The sequence below is a fragment of the Acidovorax sp. genome, assembly GCF_046339755.1.
Lineage (GTDB): Bacteria > Pseudomonadota > Gammaproteobacteria > Burkholderiales > Burkholderiaceae_C > Acidovorax.
Genome location: NZ_JBKDTZ010000221.1, coordinates 1 through 17,128 on the forward strand (window position 1 = coordinate 1; position 17,128 = coordinate 17,128).

At 66.3% G+C, this 17,128-nt stretch carries 14 protein-coding genes; 10 read left to right on the top strand and 4 right to left on the bottom strand.

The features are described 5' to 3' along the window. From ACK59X_RS18480 to ACK59X_RS18490, 3 genes are all read right to left on the bottom strand, one after another. Positions 1 to 862, bottom strand: an 862-nt coding sequence (locus ACK59X_RS18480; protein WP_409959542.1) for a TRAP transporter large permease, incomplete at its 3' end; no start/stop codon positions are given. Further along, a complete protein-coding gene (locus ACK59X_RS18485; protein WP_409959544.1) occupies positions 859 to 1,353 on the bottom strand; it encodes a TRAP transporter small permease in 495 nt (164 codons plus the stop codon). The genes ACK59X_RS18480 and ACK59X_RS18485, both read right to left, overlap by 4 nt. A gap of 110 nt (positions 1,354 to 1,463) precedes the next feature. Next, the gene (locus tag ACK59X_RS18490; RefSeq protein ID WP_409959546.1) at positions 1,464 to 2,435 is read right to left on the bottom strand and encodes a TRAP transporter substrate-binding protein; all 972 of its coding nucleotides are present in this window, start codon (positions 2,433 to 2,435) and stop codon (positions 1,464 to 1,466) included. Between the two features lie 391 nt (positions 2,436 to 2,826). Between ACK59X_RS18490 and ACK59X_RS18495 the strand changes: the two genes are divergently transcribed. The 10 genes from ACK59X_RS18495 (at position 2,827) to ACK59X_RS18540 (ending at position 15,550) form a co-directional block, all read left to right on the top strand. Then, positions 2,827 to 3,285 (top strand): Lrp/AsnC family transcriptional regulator, encoded by a 459-nt coding sequence (locus tag ACK59X_RS18495; protein ID WP_409959548.1) that lies wholly within the window; start codon positions 2,827 to 2,829, stop codon positions 3,283 to 3,285. A gap of 75 nt (positions 3,286 to 3,360) precedes the next feature. Then, the gene (locus ACK59X_RS18500; RefSeq protein WP_409959550.1) at positions 3,361 to 4,281 is read left to right on the top strand and encodes a LysR family transcriptional regulator; all 921 of its coding nucleotides are present in this window, start codon (positions 3,361 to 3,363) and stop codon (positions 4,279 to 4,281) included. Between the two features lie 477 nt (positions 4,282 to 4,758). Beyond that, complete coding sequence (locus ACK59X_RS18505) at positions 4,759 to 5,517, top strand: putative hydro-lyase (protein WP_409959566.1); 759 nt, start codon at positions 4,759 to 4,761, stop codon at positions 5,515 to 5,517. Positions 5,518 to 5,532: 15 nt separating this feature from the next. Further along, the gene (locus ACK59X_RS18510) at positions 5,533 to 6,498 is read left to right on the top strand and encodes a TRAP transporter substrate-binding protein (protein ID WP_409959552.1); all 966 of its coding nucleotides are present in this window, start codon (positions 5,533 to 5,535) and stop codon (positions 6,496 to 6,498) included. 67 nt (positions 6,499 to 6,565) lie between these two features. Further along, entirely contained in the window at positions 6,566 to 7,114 is a 549-nt protein-coding gene (locus ACK59X_RS18515; RefSeq protein WP_409959568.1) for a TRAP transporter small permease subunit, read from the top strand. Positions 7,115 to 7,125: 11 nt separating this feature from the next. Further along, entirely contained in the window at positions 7,126 to 8,436 is a 1,311-nt protein-coding gene (locus ACK59X_RS18520) for a TRAP transporter large permease (protein WP_409959554.1), read from the top strand. 76 nt (positions 8,437 to 8,512) lie between these two features. Then, complete coding sequence (locus ACK59X_RS18525; protein WP_409959556.1) at positions 8,513 to 9,478, top strand: TRAP transporter substrate-binding protein; 966 nt, start codon at positions 8,513 to 8,515, stop codon at positions 9,476 to 9,478. 32 nt (positions 9,479 to 9,510) lie between these two features. Next, positions 9,511 to 10,059: a hypothetical protein gene (locus tag ACK59X_RS18530; protein WP_409959558.1), complete on the top strand. Its 549-nt coding sequence runs from the start codon at positions 9,511 to 9,513 to the stop codon at positions 10,057 to 10,059. A 40-nt stretch (positions 10,060 to 10,099) separates the two neighbouring features. Beyond that, on the top strand, positions 10,100 to 13,756 hold the full coding sequence (locus ACK59X_RS18535) for a hydantoinase B/oxoprolinase family protein (RefSeq protein WP_409959560.1): 3,657 nt from the start codon (positions 10,100 to 10,102) through the stop codon (positions 13,754 to 13,756). Positions 13,757 to 13,870: 114 nt separating this feature from the next. Next, complete coding sequence (locus ACK59X_RS18540; RefSeq protein ID WP_409959562.1) at positions 13,871 to 15,550, top strand: methyl-accepting chemotaxis protein; 1,680 nt, start codon at positions 13,871 to 13,873, stop codon at positions 15,548 to 15,550. Between the two features lie 69 nt (positions 15,551 to 15,619). Here the strand turns inward: ACK59X_RS18540 and ACK59X_RS18545 are convergent. After that, on the bottom strand, positions 15,620 to 17,128 hold a 1,509-nt coding region (locus ACK59X_RS18545), incomplete at its 5' end, for an electron transfer flavoprotein-ubiquinone oxidoreductase (protein WP_409959564.1).

Genomic DNA, 17,128 nt, shown 5'->3' on the forward strand with positions numbered 1-17,128 from the left:
AGGCGAAGAGCCCGGCGTTGGCGATGATGAACATGATCACCGCCGACGAGATCGCCGACTTGCGCAGGATGGCGAACAGGTCCTTGGGCTTGATCTCGCGGTAGATCACGATGCCCACGATGAGCGCATAGAACACGGCCACGGCCGATGCTTCGGTGGGCGTGAACACGCCCCCATAGATGCCGCCCAGGATGATCACCGGCATCAGCAGCGCCCAGCCGGCCTGCAGCGTCGCCTTGCCGAAGGGCATACGGCCTTCGCCATCGTTCTTGCCCCAGCCCTTCCACTTGCAGTAGGCCCACACGAAGAGCATCAGCGCAAAGCTGATCAGCAAGCCCGGGCCGAAGCCGGCGATGAACAGCTCGCCAATCGACACCTCGGCGCTCACGCCGTAGAGGATCATGGGGATGGAGGGTGGAATGATCACACCCAGCTCCGCGCTGGTAGCCTGCAGCGCTGCCGCGTAGCTGGTGGGGTAGCCATGCTTGATGAGCGCCGGAATCAGGATTGCGCCGATGGCGAAGGTGGTGGCCACGGAGGAGCCCGACACCGCCGCAAAGATCATGCAGGTGAGCACGCATGTCATGGGCAGGCCGCCCTGCACGCCGCCCACGATGCTCTTGGCAAATTCGACCAGCCGGCGCGAGATGCCACCGGTCTCCATCAGATTGCCCGCCAGGATGAAGAACGGAATGGCCGCCAGTGGAAACTTGTTGATCGAGGCGAACATCTCCTTGACGGAGATGAGCATGTTGGCGTTGGAGGCCTGGATGCCCAGGATGGAGGCCAGGCCGATGGAGACGGCAACGGAGATGGTGAGCGCAAAGCACAGCACCATCGTGGAAATCATGACCAGGCTCATTGGGCGGTCTCCAGTTCCAGGCGCAGGGGATCGAGCAGGTTGCCGATGATGCCGAAGATGCAGAACAGCCCGCCCACGGGCATGGCCAGGTAGGCCCAGAACATCGAGACCGACTCCAGCCCCGCCATGCTCTGCACGCCGCCGCGCACCGAGTAGTCCCAACCCCACCAGATGATGATGCCAATCAGCGCCAGCGCGGCCAGCGCCACCACCCAGTCGAGCACGCGGCGCATGCCGGGCTTGCTCCAGCGGTAGAGCACGTCCACGCTCACCATGGCGCCCTGGCGAAAGGCCGCCGGGATGGCCAGGAACACCATCCAGATCAGGCTGAAGCGGATCAGCACCTCGGTCCATTCGGCTGGCTGCTCCAGCACGAAGCGCATGAGGATCTGGAACATGCCCAGGGTGGAGGCCAGCGCCAGCATGGCGCAGGCCCCCAGCATGGCGATGAAGGTCGTCCACCGCTCAAAGGTCAGAAAGGCGTTTTTCATGGGGCACGGCCCGGCAGGAGCAAAAGGGGGGAGGAAAAAGACAAGAACCAAACGTCCGCAGCGAGGGGCTGCGGGCGTTTGGTTCACAGGGGGGCAGGCAACGCGGCGGCTTACTTGACGTCGCGGATCTTGTCGAGCGCGGCCTTGCCGAACTGCTTCTCGAACTCGGCGTTCACGGGGGTCAGGGCCGCCACGAACTTGGCCTTGTCCACGTTGTCGATCACGGTCATGCCCTTGGCGCGCAGGTCGGCCACGCCCTTGGCATCGTCTTCGTCCACGCGGGCGCGGTTGGCCTTGGTGCCCTCCTTGGCCGCGTCGATGAAGGCCTGCTTGTCGGCGGCAGAGAGCTTGTCGAAGGCGCCCTTGTTCATCACGAAGATGCAGGGCGAATAGACGTGGCCGGTGAGCGTCAGGTGCTTTTGCACCTGGTCGAACTTGGCCGAGATGATCACCGGCAGCGGGTTCTCCTGGCCGTCCACCGTGCCTTGCTGCAGGGCAGTGAACACCTCGGGGAAGGCCATGGGCGTGGTGATGATGCCGAAGCCCTTGTAGGCGGCGATGTGCACCGGGTTCTCCATGGTGCGCATCTTCAGGCCCTTGAGGTCGGCCGGGTCCTTCACGTCGCGCTTGCTGTTGGTCATGTGGCGGAAGCCGTTTTCCGCCCAGGCCAGGGCCTTGAAGCCCTTGGCGTCGAACTTGGTCAGCATCTCCTGGCCGATGGGGCCATCCAGCACGGCGCGCGCATGGGCCTTGTCACGGAACAGGAAGGGCACGTCCAGGATCTTGGTTTCGGGAACGAAGTTGGGAACCGGGCCGGTGGAGCTGAAGGCCAGCTCTTGCGTACCCAGCTGCACGGCCTCGATGGATTCACGCTCGCCGCCCAATGCACCGTTGTAGAAGGTCTGCACCTTGTAGCGGCCGCCCGTGCGCTTTTCGACTTCCTTGGCAAAGGTGTCGATGGCCACGCCCTGGTGGGAGTTCTGGGCCGTGGAAATGCTGATGCGCATGGTGGTCTGCGCGGCAGCGGTGGCCACAAAGCCGAGCGCAAGGCTCAGGCCAACGACGAGTCGGGTCAGTTGCATGGTGTCTCCTGTTGTTGATGGGCTGGCTTTCTGCGGTGTGCCATGCCTGTTTGAGGTGCTGCCACAGAGTGTCAATCCTCCGCCAAATTATGGCGGTGCAACATGGAGACGGGCATCCGGGTTTGTGCTGGTAAGCGTGCTTACGAACCGGTGGAGCCTTTGGCGGCGTCGTGTGGGCGACAGGCCAATGGAATGGGCAGGCCCTTTGCCAAGCGCCCCGGTCTGGCGGTAACCAGTCCGGGGCCCTGTCGTTTCGTGCATTCCGGTAAGAGCGCCTCGATGGATGAATTGTGCGCCGCCCTGCGCAGCAGTTATTTCCATATTTTGCGAGAAATCATTGGTTTGCAGAAAAATTTGCTGCAAATAGCGGTTTGGTTGAATAATTGTCCAAATGGACCGCCTCGACAGAAAAATTCTCGCCGTGCTGCAGAACGATGCGCGCGCCAGCCTGCAGGAGATTGGCCAGGCGGTGGGCCTGAGCCCGTCGCCCTGCTGGGGCCGCATCAAGAAGATGGAGGAGGCCGGCGTCATCCAGGGCTACACCGTGCGCCTGAACCCGCAGGCGCTGGGCCTGTCGGACACGGTGCTGGTGCAGGTCACGCTCGACAGCCACTCGGACAACACGCTCGAAAAATTCGGCGAGACCCTGGCCAGCATCCCCGAGGTGATCGAGGCGCACCTGGTCTCGGGCGACTACGACTACCTGCTGCGCGTCGTGGTGAAGGACACGCGCGACTATGAGCGCCTGCTGCGCGAGAAGCTCTACAAGATCAAGGGCATACGCCACAGCCGGTCGAGCTTCGTGCTGCGCACGCTAAAGAAGGCCGACATGCCGTTGTTCGCGGAGTAGGGCGCTGGCACGTTCGCTGCTCTGCTGCGGTCAAGCGGGCGCACAATCCTGGCGACCCTTGTCCACAGCATCACCATGAACCTGCGTTTCGTCGAAGCCTTCTACTGGGTCGCCTCCCTGCGCAGCGTGACGCGTGCGGCCGAGAAGCTGTTCCTCACCCAGTCGGCCATGTCCAGCCGCGTGGCGGCGCTGGAGGAGGAACTGGGCGTGCTGCTGCTGGACCGCAGCGACAAGCGCTTCAAGCTCACGGTGGCGGGTACGCGCTTTCTCACCTACGCCAAGCGCATGCTGGAGCTGCAGCGCCAGCTCAAGGCCGAGATGGGCTCGGGCGGGCCCATGGAGGTCTCCATCCGCCTGGGGGCCATCGAATCGGTGCTGCACTCCTGGCTGATCCCCTGGATCGAGCAACTGCGCAAGGACAACCCGCTGCTGGAGCTGGAGCTCACGGTGGAGACCACCCCCGTGCTGCTCGACCAGATCCGCCGCGGCGCGCTGGACACGGTGTTCGCCGCACTGCCGGCGTCGGCCGAGGGCATCCGCACACAGGCGCTCACACCGATGGAGATGGTCTTCGTGGGCAACAGCAAGCTGCACCGCAAGCGGCGCTATGCACTCGCGGACTTTGCCGAGACCGACATCCTCACGTTCCAGCGCGGCTCGCAGCCGCACGTGACCCTGCTCGACGTGCTGCGCCAGGCCCAGGTGGAGCCGCGCTGCGTGCACACCATTTCTTCCATCTCGGCCATGGTGCAACTGGTGCAGGGCGGCTTCGGGGTGGCCACGCTGCCGCGCCAGGCCGTGCAGCGGCTGCTGGCATTCCCCGACCTGCGCCCGCTGGCCTGCGAGGCCGAACTGCGGCCGCTGCCCATCCACCTGAGCTACCGCGAAGACCCGGCCTCTCCGGCGGTGGACGGCGTCGTGCGCTCGGCCCTGGCCTTTGTCGAACTGCAGGCCGAAGTCGGCAAGGGCCGCGCCAAAAACCTGAAGACAGGCTGACAGCAGAGACCGCGCACAACGGCATTACGACGCATCAAGCGCCACGGCTGCCTTTTTCCTGCTTCTGCGGTGCCGGCCCAGGCACCGTGCAGGCCAGCGCGCCGGGGCCATGCATGCTGTTGGTGCAGTCCCGCCGTGCCGGGCGCACGCCTGCCTTCGCGATGGCGGTGCAGGCGATGGCCCCTACGGCACTGCCAGGGTGCCGCAGCTCCCGACGGGGGCAATTGCCGTATCTCCGGCCTCCTAGGGTTTTCACTTAGCACCAAGTTGGGTGAGTTGTGCTCCAGGGTAGTGCATCGAAAAAATCGATGAGCTGATAGAAATTTTTTGAATTTGCCAGCCCCGGTGGCACGCCAACACAATCCACCCCATCGACATGCATTTGACATTTCGCAACGCAAGGAACCCACGGTGGACTCCACACACAACAACACACCCCAGGTCTTTGGCCCGCAAGGCAGCGACAACCCAAGGCACGTGCGCAGCGTGATCCGCCAGGGCCTGTGGACCTCGCACACCAGCGGCCTGGCCGATGGCCACGTGCAGGGCAACCTGGTCATCCTGCCCGAGGTGCAGGCCGGCGACTTCCTGCGCTTTTGCCAGCGCAACCCCAAGCCCTGCCCGGTGCTGGCGGTGAGCGAGCCGGGCCAGTTCTCGCTGCCCACGCTGGGCGAGGGCATCGACATCCGCAGCGATGTACCGCTGTACCGCGTGTGGCGCCATGGCGAACTGGCCGAAGAGGTGGCCGACATCTCGGCCCTCTGGCGGCCCGACCTGGTGACCTTCATCCTGGGCTGCTCGTTCTCGTTCGAATCGGCGCTGATCGAGGCCGGCATCCCGCTGCGCCACATCGACGAAGGCAAGAACGTGGCCATGTTCCGCACCAATGTGCCCACCGAGCCGGCCGGCCCCTTCGGCGGCGCCATGGTGGTGACCATGCGGCCCATGAAGGCGGCCGACGTGATCCGCGCCGTGCAGGTGACCTCCCGCTTTCCCAACGTGCATGGCGCACCGGTGCACATCGGCGACCCCTCGCTCATCGGCATCGCCGACCTGGCCAAGCCCGACTACGGCGACGCCGTGGCGCTGATGCCCGATGAGATCCCCGTCTTCTGGGCCTGCGGCGTCACGCCCCAGTCCGCCATCCTGCACGCCCAGCCCGCGTTCTGCATCACCCATGCCCCGGGCTGCATGCTGATCTCCGACCTGCTCAACCACCAACTCGCCAGTTTCTAAACCAGGAGCCTCCCCATGAAGACCATCGCTTTCACCATGTGTGCCCTCGCGTTCGCCGGCATCGCCCAGGCCCAGGCCAAGTGGGACCTGCCCTCGGGCTACGCCACCAACACCTTCCAGGTGCAGAACCTGCAGCAGTTCGCCCAGGACGTGGACAAGGCCACGGGCGGCAAGCTCAAGATCACGGTGCACCCCAATGCCTCGCTGTTCAAGGCCAACGAGATCAAGCGCACGGTGCAGTCGGGCCAGGTGCCGGCGGGTGAGTTCATCCTCTCGGGCGCGGCCAACGAGTCGGCGGCCTACGGCCTCGACTCCATCCCCTTCCTGGCCACCAGCTATGCCGACGCCAAGCGCCTGGACCAGGTCTCGCGCCCCATGCTCACCAAGACCCTCGCGTCCCAGGGCATGAAGCTGCTGTACACCGTGGCCTGGCCGGCGCAAAGCCTGTACTCGACCAAGCCGGTCGCGGCGCTCAAGGACCTCAAAAGCACCAAGATGCGCGCCTTCAACCCCGTCACCTCGGGCATCGCAGTGGCCGTTGGGGCGCAGCCCGTGACCATCCAGCTGGCCGAGCTGCCCGCCGCGCTCACCACCGGCACCGTGGACAACTTCCTCACCTCCAGCGCCAGCGGCGTGGAAAGCAAGCTCTACGAGAGCGTGAAGTATTTCTACGCCGTCTCGGCCTTCCTGCCGCGCAATGCCGTGGTCGTGAACCAGAAGACCTTCGACGCGCTGGACAAGCCCACGCAGGATGCGGTGCTGGCCCAGGCCGCCATCGCCGAGCGCCGCGGCTGGGCCCTGAGCGAGCAGAAGGACCAGGAATACCTCAAGGAACTGGCCGCCAAGGGCATGCAGGTGGACACCGTGGCCGCCAACCTCAAGGCCGAGTTCAAGCCCATCGGCGAGCGCATGACGGCCGATTGGATCAAGGTGGCCGGCGATGAAGGCAAGGCTGTGATCGACGCCTACAACAAGAAGTGATGAGGCCACCATGTCTTCCCTGACCCAAACCCCTCCGGCCCCCGCCGGCGTACAGGCCGGGGTGGCCATGCCACCCCACCTGCTGCGCCGCGTGCTGGACGCCTGCTACGACGTGGCCGGCACCATCGGTGCCTGGTGCATCGCCGGCATCTGCGTGCTCATGGTGGTGCAATCCCTGGGGCGCCAGTTCGGCTTTCCCACCGGTGCCATCAACGACGTGGTGGCCTGGCTCTGCGCTGCTGCCGCCTTCCTGACCATGGCCCATGCCTTCAAGCACGGCGACTTCGTGCGTGTGACGCTGGTGCTCGAAAAGCTGTCGCCGGCCACGCGCCGCATCTTCGAGCTGGCCTGCCTGTCGGTGGCCGTGCTGGCCATCGGTTACCTCACCTGGTGGGCCTGCGCCTTCACCTATGAGAGCTGGAAGTTCAACGAGGTGGCCCAGGGCCTGTGGGCGGTGCCGGTCTGGATCCCCCAGTTGAGCTTCGCCATCGGCTCCATCCTGTTCCTCGTGGCCGTGGTCGACGAATGGTGGATCGTGGCGCGCGGCGGGGTACCCACCTTCGTGCGCCTGGTGGAAGAGCGCCACGCCAAGGGCGACTTCTCGTCGGACCTGTAAGGAGAACCACCATGGACATTCTTTCCATCGGCGCCTTCCTGCTGGTGATCATGCTGCTCATGCTCTCCGGCGGTGTCTGGATCGCCATGACCCTGGCCATCTGCGGCTGGATCGGCCAGGCCTTCTTCACCAGCAGCCATGCCGGGCTGAACCTGTTCTCCGCCTTCTGGGAGAGCAATGCGAGCTGGGAACTGGCGGCCTTGCCGCTGTTCATCTGGATGGGCGAGATCCTGTTCCGCACCCGGCTCAGCGAGGACATGTTCAGTGGCCTGGCTCCCTGGCTGGGCAAGGTGCCCGGGCGGTTGTTCCACACCACCATCCTGGGCTGCGGCATCTTCGGCTCGGTCTCGGGTTCGTCGGCCGCCACCTGCGCCACCATCGCCAAGGTATCGTTGCCTGCATTGAAAAAGCGCGGCTACGACGAAGGCATCGCCATCGGTTCGCTGGCAACGGCCGGCACGCTGGGCATTCTGATCCCGCCGTCCATCACCATGGTGGTGTACGCGGTCGCGGCCGATGCCTCCATCATCCGCATCTTCCTGGCGGGATTTCTGCCCGGCCTGCTGCTGATGCTGCTGTTCTCGGGCTACATCGCCTGGTGGTCGCTGCGCAACAAGGAGCGCATGCCCCCGGACGAGCCGGCGCTCACCTTCCGCGAGAAGCTGCACCTGTCGCGCAACCTGATTCCCTGCGCGCTGCTCATCGTGTTCATCTGCTGGTCCCTGGTGGCCGGCTGGGCCACGGCGACGGAATGCGCGGCCTATGGCGTGGTGGGGGCCCTGGCCCTGGCCGCCTGGTGCAAGGCGCTGACCTGGCAGAACTTCAAGGAAGGCCTGGCCGGCTCGGCCCGCACCAGCTGCATGATCATGTTCATCCTGGCCGGGGCCGCGTTCCTGACCAAGACCATGGCCTTCACCGGCATCCCGCGCGAGCTGGCCGCCTGGGTCGATTCCATGCACCTGTCGCCCTATGCGCTGATCGCCTGCCTGGTGGGTGTGTACCTGGTGCTGGGCACGGCGCTCGACGGCATCAGCATGATCGTGCTGACCGCCGCCGTGGTGATGCCCATGATCGAGAAGGCCGGGTTCGACCTGATCTGGTTCGGCATCTTCGTGATCCTGCTGGTCGAGATCGCCGAGGTCACGCCTCCCGTGGGCTTCAACCTCTTCGTGCTGCAGAACATGACGGGCAAGGACAGCAACCTGATCGCCAAGGCGGCCATCCCGTTCTTCTTCTGCCTGGTGGTGTGCATCGGCCTGATCACGGTCTTCCCGCAGATCGTCACCATCGTCCCGGACCTCGTCATGGGCGCGTCCAAGTAGGCCCCCGGCCTTTTTCCCCTGTGTCTGCCGGCGCGCACTGCCGCCCCGGCCCTTTGTCCCCCTTCAGGAGCTTGCCATGAAACACATGGTCTGGTTGGCCGCGCTCGCCGTGGCCCCGATGGTGCACGCCCAGGCACAGTGGAAGCTGGCCACGGGCTACCGTGCGGAGACCTTCCACACCCGCAACCTGGTGCAGTTCGCCCAGGAGGTGGAGGCAGCCTCCTCGGGCGCACTGAAGATCGAGGTGCATGCCAACAATACGCTGGCCAAACTGGCCGACATTCCCCAGGCGGTGCAGGCCGGAAAGGCCCAGGCGGGCGAGACCATCATGACCAGCCTGGTCGGTGAGATTCCCATCGCCGGGGCCGACACCGTGCCCTTTCTGGTGCGCAGCTACGCCGACGCGCGCCGGCTGTGGGACCTGCAGCGGCCGCTGATCGAAGGGCACTTCACCCGCAAGGGTCTCAAGGCGCTGTATGCCGTGCCCTGGCCGCCCCAGGGCCTGTTTTCCACCGCGCCGGTGAAATCCTCCGCCGACTTCAGAGGCACGCGCATGCGCACCTACAACCCGGCCACGGTGCGCATTGCCGAGATGCTGGGCGCCACGCCGGTGGACGTGCCCATGGTCGAGGTGAACAAGGCCCTGGCCAGCGGCCAGCTCGACTCCATGATCACCTCGGCCCTGACCGGGGTGGAAAACCAGGTCTGGGGCCAGATCCGGCAGTACTACGGCATCGATGCCTGGTTCCCGAAGAACATCGTCTTCGTGAACCAGCAGGCCTTCGACGCGCTGCCCGCGCCGGTGCGCCAAGCCGTGGGCAAGGCGGCCGCGGATGCCGAGGCACGGGGCTGGTCCATGAGCGAGGCCATTGCGCAGGAATCCGTGGGCGAACTGCAGCGCAAGGGCATCAAGGTGGAGCGCGCCAGCGCCGAGCTCAATGCCGACCTCAAGCGCCTGGGCGAGCGCTTCTCGCGCGAGTGGGTGCGCTCGGTGGGCGGCGAGGCCAACCAGATCTTCATTCCCTACTACACGCAACGCTGAGAGTCCTGCAGTCCATTTCCAGGAGAAGCACCATGCATACCCCGAAAGACACCGTGGAAACCTACTTGCGGGCCAAGGACGGCAACCGCCCGCACCTGATCGCCCAGGCCTTTGCCGGCGGCGCGCTGCTGCAGATGGAGCTGCGCCAGGGCGGCATGGTCTTTCCGCCCTCGGCCCAGGGGCGCGAGGCGATTGCCGAGACCCTGGTGCGCAATTTCAACCGCAGTTTCGAGAACGTCTACACCTTCTGCCTGGCCGATCCGCCGGCACCGGACTGCGCGGACTTCCACTGCGACTGGCTGGTGGCCATGACCGAGAAGGACAGCCACGCCGTGCGCGTGGGCTGCGGGCAGTACCACTGGCGCTTTGCGCCCGGCACCCGGCTGGCGCAGGAGCTGCGCATCGTGATCGATGCCATGCAGACCCTGCCGCCGGCCGACATCCTGCCCGTCATGGCCTGGGCCACGGCGCTCGGTGGCCCCTGGTGCCCGCGCGCGCATGCGCTGGCCAGCGCGCCGCCCATTCCCGCCGTGCGCCAGCTCCTGCAGCGCCTGGCCCCGGCCTGCGCCGATGCCGCCTGAAGCCGGCCCCCATTCCCTTATTTCTTCCATCGGAAACACCATGAATGCAATGACACCCCAAGTACACCTTCCCCGCTGGCAGTTCTGGATCGACCGCGGGGGTACCTTCACCGACATCGTCGGCAAGCGCCCCGATGGCACGCTGGTCACGCACAAGCTCTTGTCCGAGAACCCCGAGCAGTACAAGGATGCGGCCGTGGCCGGCATCCGCCACCTGCTGGGCCTGGCGCCTGGCGAGGCCGTGACGCCGGCCCTGGTGGAATGCGTGAAGATGGGCACCACGGTGGCCACCAATGCGCTGCTCGAACGCAAGGGCGAGCCCACGCTGCTGGTCACCACGCGCGGCTTTCGCGATGCGCTGCGCATCGCCTACCAGAACCGGCCGCGCCTGTTCGACCGCCACATCCTGCTGCCCGAGCTGCTCTACACCGAGGTGGTCGAGGCCCGCGAACGCGTGGGCGCCCATGGCAAGGTGATGCAGCCGCTCGACGAGGCCAGCCTGCGCGGCGACCTGCTCGCTGCCTGGGGCCGGGGCCTGCGCAGTGTGGCCATCGTCTTCATGCACGGCTACCGCTATACCGAACACGAGCAACTGGCGCGGCGTATCGCCAAGGAGGTGGGGTTCACCCAGATCAGCACCTCGCATGAGACCAGCCCCATGATGAAGTTCGTGAGCCGGGGCGACACCACGGTGGTCGATGCCTACCTCTCGCCCATCCTGCGCCGCTATGTGGAGCAGGTGGCCAGCGAGATGCCGGGCGTCAAGCTGTTCTTCATGCAGTCCTCGGGCGGTTTGACGGATGCGACCACCTTCCAGGGCAAGGACGCGATCCTGTCCGGCCCGGCCGGCGGCATCGTGGGCATGGCGCGCACGGCCGGCCTGGCCGGGCAGGAGCGTGTGATCGGCTTCGACATGGGCGGCACCTCCACCGACGTGAGCCACTACGCCGGCGCATTCGAGCGCGAGTTCGAGACCCATGTGGCCGGCGTGCGCATGCGTGCCCCGATGATGAGCATCCACACCGTGGCCGCGGGCGGCGGCTCGGTGCTCAGCTACGATGGTGCGCGCTTCCGCGTGGGGCCCGAGAGTGCCGGTGCCAACCCTGGCCCCGTGAGCTACCGCCGCGGCGGCCCGCTGGCCGTGACCGATGCCAACGTCATGGTCGGCAAAGTCCAGCCCGCCTACTTCCCCAGCGTGTTCGGCCCCGCCGCCAACGAGACCCTGGACGCCCAGGCCGTGCGTGCGCGCTTCGCCGAACTGGCCGCACAGACGAACCGCCAGCCCGAGGAGGTGGCCGAGGGCTTCATCCAGATCGCCGTGCAGCAGATGGCCAATGCGATCAAGAAGATCTCGGTGGCTCGTGGCTATGACGTGACGCGCTACACGCTGCAGTGCTTTGGCGGCGCGGGTGGCCAGCATGCCTGCCTGGTGGCCGACGCCCTGGGCATGACGCGTGTGTTCGTGCACCCGCTGGCGGGCGTGCTCAGCGCCTATGGCATGGGCCTGGCCGACCAGACCGTGATCCGCGAGCAGGCAGTGGAGCTGCCGTTGGCCGAAGCCTCGCTGCCCTTGATCGCCGAGCGCCTGGATGCACTGGCTTCTGCGGCCCAGACCGAGCTGGAACGCCAGCAGGTCGGCAGCCAGCCCGTGCAGGTGCGCTACAACGTGCATGTGCGCTATGAAGGCACGGACTCGGCCCTGGTCGTTCCGTTCGGCGATATCGCCACGGTGCAGGCCGGCTTCGAGGCGGCCTACCGCCAGCGCTTCGCCTTTCTGATGGTGGGCAAGTCGCTGGTGGTGGAGGCTGTGTCGGTCGAAGCCGTGATCCCCGGCGACGCTCCGGCCGAGCCGCGCCTGCCCCTGCAGGCCGAACGCGTGCACCCGCGCCGCGAAACGGTGCACATGTACTCGGGCGGCCAGTGGCATGACGCCGCCCTGGTGGTGCGCGAGGACCTGCGCCCCGGCGATGCGATCCCCGGCCCGGCCATCATTGCCGAGAAGAACACCACCACGGTGGTGGAGCCCGGTTGGCTGGCCCGTCTCACCGACCTGGATCACCTGGTGCTGGACCGCGTCACGGCGCGCAGCGTGCAGCATGCCGCCGGCACCACGGTGGACCCGGTGCTGCTGGAGGTGTTCAACAACCTGTTCATGAACATCGCCGAGCAGATGGGCCTGCAGCTGCAGAACACGGCCTATTCGGTGAACATCAAGGAGCGCCTGGACTTCAGCTGCGCGCTGTTCGATGCCACGGGCAACCTGATTGCCAACGCGCCGCACATGCCCGTGCACCTGGGCTCCATGGGCGAGAGCATCAAGACCGTGATCCACGAGAACACGGGCCGCATGCAGCCGGGCGATGTCTACATGCTCAACGACCCCTACCATGGCGGTACCCACCTGCCCGATGTCACGGTGATCACGCCGGTCTATGTGGCGGGCGGCAAGGAGCCGACCTTCTACGTGGGCAGCCGCGGCCACCATGCCGACATCGGCGGCACCACGCCCGGCTCCATGCCCCCCTTTTCCACGCGCATCGAGGAAGAGGGCGTGCAGATCAACAACGTCAAGCTGGTAGACCAGGGCGTGTTCCAGGAAGAGGCCGTGCGCCACCTGCTGGCCACGGGGGGCGGCACCACGCCGTACCCGAGCCGCAACCCGCACCAGAACCTGGCCGACCTGCGCGCGCAGATCGCCGCCAACGAAAAAGGTGTGCAGGAACTCACGCGCATGGTGGAGCAGTTCGGCCTGGATGTCGTGCAGGCCTACATGCGCCATGTGCAGGACAACGCTGAGGAATCGGTGCGGCGCGTGATCACCCACCTCAAGGATGGCCAGTTCACCCTGCCGCTGGACAACGGCGCGCAGATCAGCGTTGCGGTCAAGGTCAACGTGGCCGAGCGCAGCGCGGTGATCGACTTCGCGGGCACCAGTGCCCAGCAGGTCAACAACTTCAACGCTCCGCGCGCGGTGTGCATGGCGGCGGTGCTCTACGTCTTCCGCACCCTGGTGGACGACGACATCCCGCTCAACGCCGGGTGCCTCAAGCCCCTGCAGGTCATCATCCCGCAGGGCTCCATGCTCAACCCCAACCCACCCGCTTCGGTGGTGGCAGGCAACGTGGAGACCTCCACCTGCATCACCAATGCACTGTTCGGTGCCCTGGGCGTGATGGCGGGCAGCCAGCCCACCATGAACAACTTCACCTTCGGCAATGCGCAGTACCAGTACTACGAGACCATTGCGGGCGGCAGTGGTGCAGGTGCCGTGCTCGATGCACAAGGACAGGTGGTGCGCGGCTTCGAAGGCACGAGCGTGGTGCAGACGCACATGACCAACTCGCGCCTCACGGACCCCGAGATCCTGGAGTTCCGCTTTCCCGTGGTGCTCGACAGCTACGAGATCCGCGCGGGCTCGGGCGGCCGGGGCCGCTGGGCCGGGGGCAATGGCGGCGTGCGGCGGGTGCGCTTCCTGGAGCAGATGACGGCCAGCATCCTGTCAAACGGCCGTGTCAAGCCGGCCTTCGGCATGGCCGGCGGCCAGGCCGGGCTCACGGGGCTCAACCGCGTGCTGCGCGCCAACGGCCAGGTCGAAGACCTTGCGCACATCGGCGCGGCGCTCATGGAGCCGGGCGATGTGTTCGAAATCTCCACGCCCGGGGGCGGGGGGTTCGGAGAATGTGCGCTGGCAGACTGACAGCGCCTGACACTTGCATTGCGGCCCGGCGCATTGGCACAGGGCTTGCAATCCAAGGGCATGCTGCCCCGCCGTGTGGTGGGGCGGATGACTCGCAACACCACGGAGAAAGCCATGAACTACCTTCCTGCAACGGCCGGTGCCACCCGCACCCCCGCCGTGACGGCCTCCCATGCTGCTGCGCCTGCCCGGCACCAGGGCAGTTCGGCCATGCCCTCTGCCCCTGCATCCCCCCGCGCCCAGCGCACCCTGTCCGTGGGCCAGAAGCTGGCTGCGGCCTTTGGCCTGCTGGGCGTGGCCGTTGCGCTGCTCGGCTCCACCACCTGGCTCACCGGCCAAGGCACGACGCGCCAGGCCACGCTGCTGACGGCGGAGCAACTGCCCATCGAGCGCGCGGTGCGCGAGTTCAAGACGCAGTCCGTGCACATCGGCCAGATCGCGCTGCGCACCACCAGCTCGCAGGACGTGTTTCCCCTGGTGGCCGAAATGCGCACACAACTGGCGGCCGAGGAGGGCATGCGCAAGCGAATCGACGAATCGCTGGCGGCCTCCTCGTCCGCCGCCAGCACCCTGCCGGCCTGGAAGCAGGCCCAGGCGCAGCGCCAGCAGTACGCGGCCCTGCGCGACACCCTGGTGCAGAACGCGCTGGAATCCAAGGTCATCAGCCAGAAGGAGCTGCAGGACCATGCGGCGGCGCTGGCCCAGTACCTCCAAGCCATCGACCAGTTGCTGGCCGAGTCCGAGAAATCCTCGGTGGCGGCGGCCGATGCCATGATCGCCGACGCCGCGCGCGCCCAGTGGGTCAGCGCGCTGGCCGTGGCCTTCGTGGTGGGCTTGTCGGCCCTGTTCGGCTGGCTGCTGCGCCGCTCCATCGTGCTGCCGCTGCGCCAGGCTTCGGATGCGGCGGCTCTGGTGGCGCAGGGTGACCTCACGGTGCGCATGGCCACCGCGCGCACCGACGAGATCGGCGAGCTGCTCACCGCGCTCAACCGCATGGTCGAATCCCTGCACTACGTGGTGACCGAGGTGCGCGACTCGGGTGAATCCATCCACGTGGCCAGCTCCGAGGTGGCGGCCGGCAACACCGACCTGAGCGCGCGCACCGAGCACGCCGCCAGCAGCCTGCAGCAGACCGCCGCGAGCATCGCCCAGCTGGCGCAGACCGTGGCCGCCAATGCCGACAGCACGCGCCAGGCCAACAGCCTGGCGCACAACGCCGAGCAGGTGGCCAAGAAGGGCGGCGACGTGGTCAGCGAAGTGGTCAAGACCATGGACGAGATCAATGCCAGCAGCAAGAAGATCGCCGACATCGTGGGCATCATCGACGGCATCGCCTTCCAGACCAACATCCTGGCGCTCAATGCCGCCGTGGAAGCGGCCCGCGCGGGCGAGCAGGGCCGCGGTTTCGCCGTGGTGGCCAGCGAGGTGCGCAACCTCGCCGGGCGCAGTGCCAACGCCGCCAAGGAGATCAAGGCGCTGATCGCCAACAGCGTGGACAAGGTGAGCGACGGTGCACGCCTGGTGGTCACCGCCGGCTCCACCATGCAGGACATCGTCACCAGCGTGCAGCAGGTGACCACGCTGATGTCCGAGATCAACGCCGCCAGCAGCGAGCAGAGCAGCCAGATCGGACAGGTCAGCCAGGCCGTGGACCAGCTCGACCACATGACGCAGCAGAACGCGGCATTGGTGGAAGAAGGCGCAGCAGCGGCGCAAAGCCTCAAGGACCAGGCGAACCGGCTGGCGGGGGCAATGGGGCAGTTCCAGTTGACTGCGGGTGCCGCGATGGCCTGATCGATCGGCTGCACCATGAAAAAGGGCCTGCATTGCAGGCCCTTCGTCATTGCGCAATGTGCAGCGCGATCACATGCCCGAGTAGTTCGGGCCGCCGCCGCCTTCGGGCGTCACCCAGACGATGTTCTGCGTCGGGTCCTTGATGTCGCAGGTCTTGCAGTGCACGCAGTTCTGCGCGTTGATCTGCAGGCGCTGGCTGTCGCCGCCCTTGGCCACGTCGGGCACGAACTCGTAGACACCGGCCGGGCAGTAGCGGGCCTCGGGGCCGGCGTACTTGGCCAGGTTGATGTTGACCGGCACGCTCGCGTCCTTGAGCGTCAGGTGGGCCGGCTGGTTCTCGGCGTGGTTGGTGTTGCTGATGAACACGCTGGACAGGCGGTCGAAGGTCAGCTTGCCATCGGGCTTGGGGTAGATGATGGGCTTGCATTCCGACGCGGGCTTGAGGTGCACGTGGTCGGGCTTGTCGCGGTGCAGCGTCCAGGGGATGTTGCCCTTGAGCACGAACTGCTCGATGCCGTTCATGATGGTGGCGGTGACCAGGCCCTTCTTGAACCAGTTCTTGAAGTTGCGGTCCTTGTTGAGCTCGGTGTACAGCCAGCTCTTCTCGAACGCCTCAGGGTAGGCGCTGAGCTCATCGTGCTGGCGGCCGGCCACCACGGCATCGTAGGCGGCCTCGGCGGCCAGCATGCCGGACTTGATGGCGGCGTGGCTGCCCTTGATGCGGCCCACGTTGAGGTAACCCGCATCGCAGCCGATCAGCGCGCCGCCCGGGAAGATGGTCTTGGGCAGGCTCAGCAGGCCGCCGGCCGTGATGGCGCGCGCGCCGTAGCTGATGCGCTTGGCCGGCTTGATGCCCTTGGACTCGTCGCCCTCCAGGTACCAGCGGATGTTGGCGTGCGTCTTCCAGCGCTGGAATTCCTCAAACGGGCTCAGGTACGGGTTGGAATAGCCCAGGCCGGTGATGAAGCCCAGCGTGACCTTGTTGTCGTCCAGGTGGTACAGGAAGGCGCCACCATAGGTGTCGTTTTCCATGGGCCAGCCGGCGGTGTGCATCACGAAGCCGGGCTGGTGGCGCTGCGGGTCGATCTCCCACAGCTCCTTGATGCCAATGGCGTAGCTCTGCGGGTCGGAATGCGCGTCGAGCTTGAAGCGCGAGATCAGCTGCTTGCCCAGGTGGCCGCGCGAGCCTTCGGCGAAGATGGTGTACTTGGCATGCAGTTCCATGCCCAGCTGGAAGTCGCCCGTGGGCTCGCCTTCCTTGCTGATGCCCATGTTGCCGGTGGCCACGCCCTTGACGGAACCGTTCTCGTTGTAGAGCCCCGCGGCGGCCGCGAAGCCGGGGAAGATCTCCACGCCCAGGGCTTCGGCCTGCTCGCCCAGCCACTTGACCACGTTGCCCAGGCGTACCACGTAGTTGCCGTGGTTCTGGAAGTTGTGCGGCAGGAACACATTGGGCACGCGGAAGGACGAGTTCTCGCCCAGGAAGATCATCGCGTCGTCCGTCACCGGCTGGTTCAGCGGAGCGCCCTTGGCCTTCCAGTCGGGGATCAGTTCCGTGAGGGCCTTGGGGTCCATGAT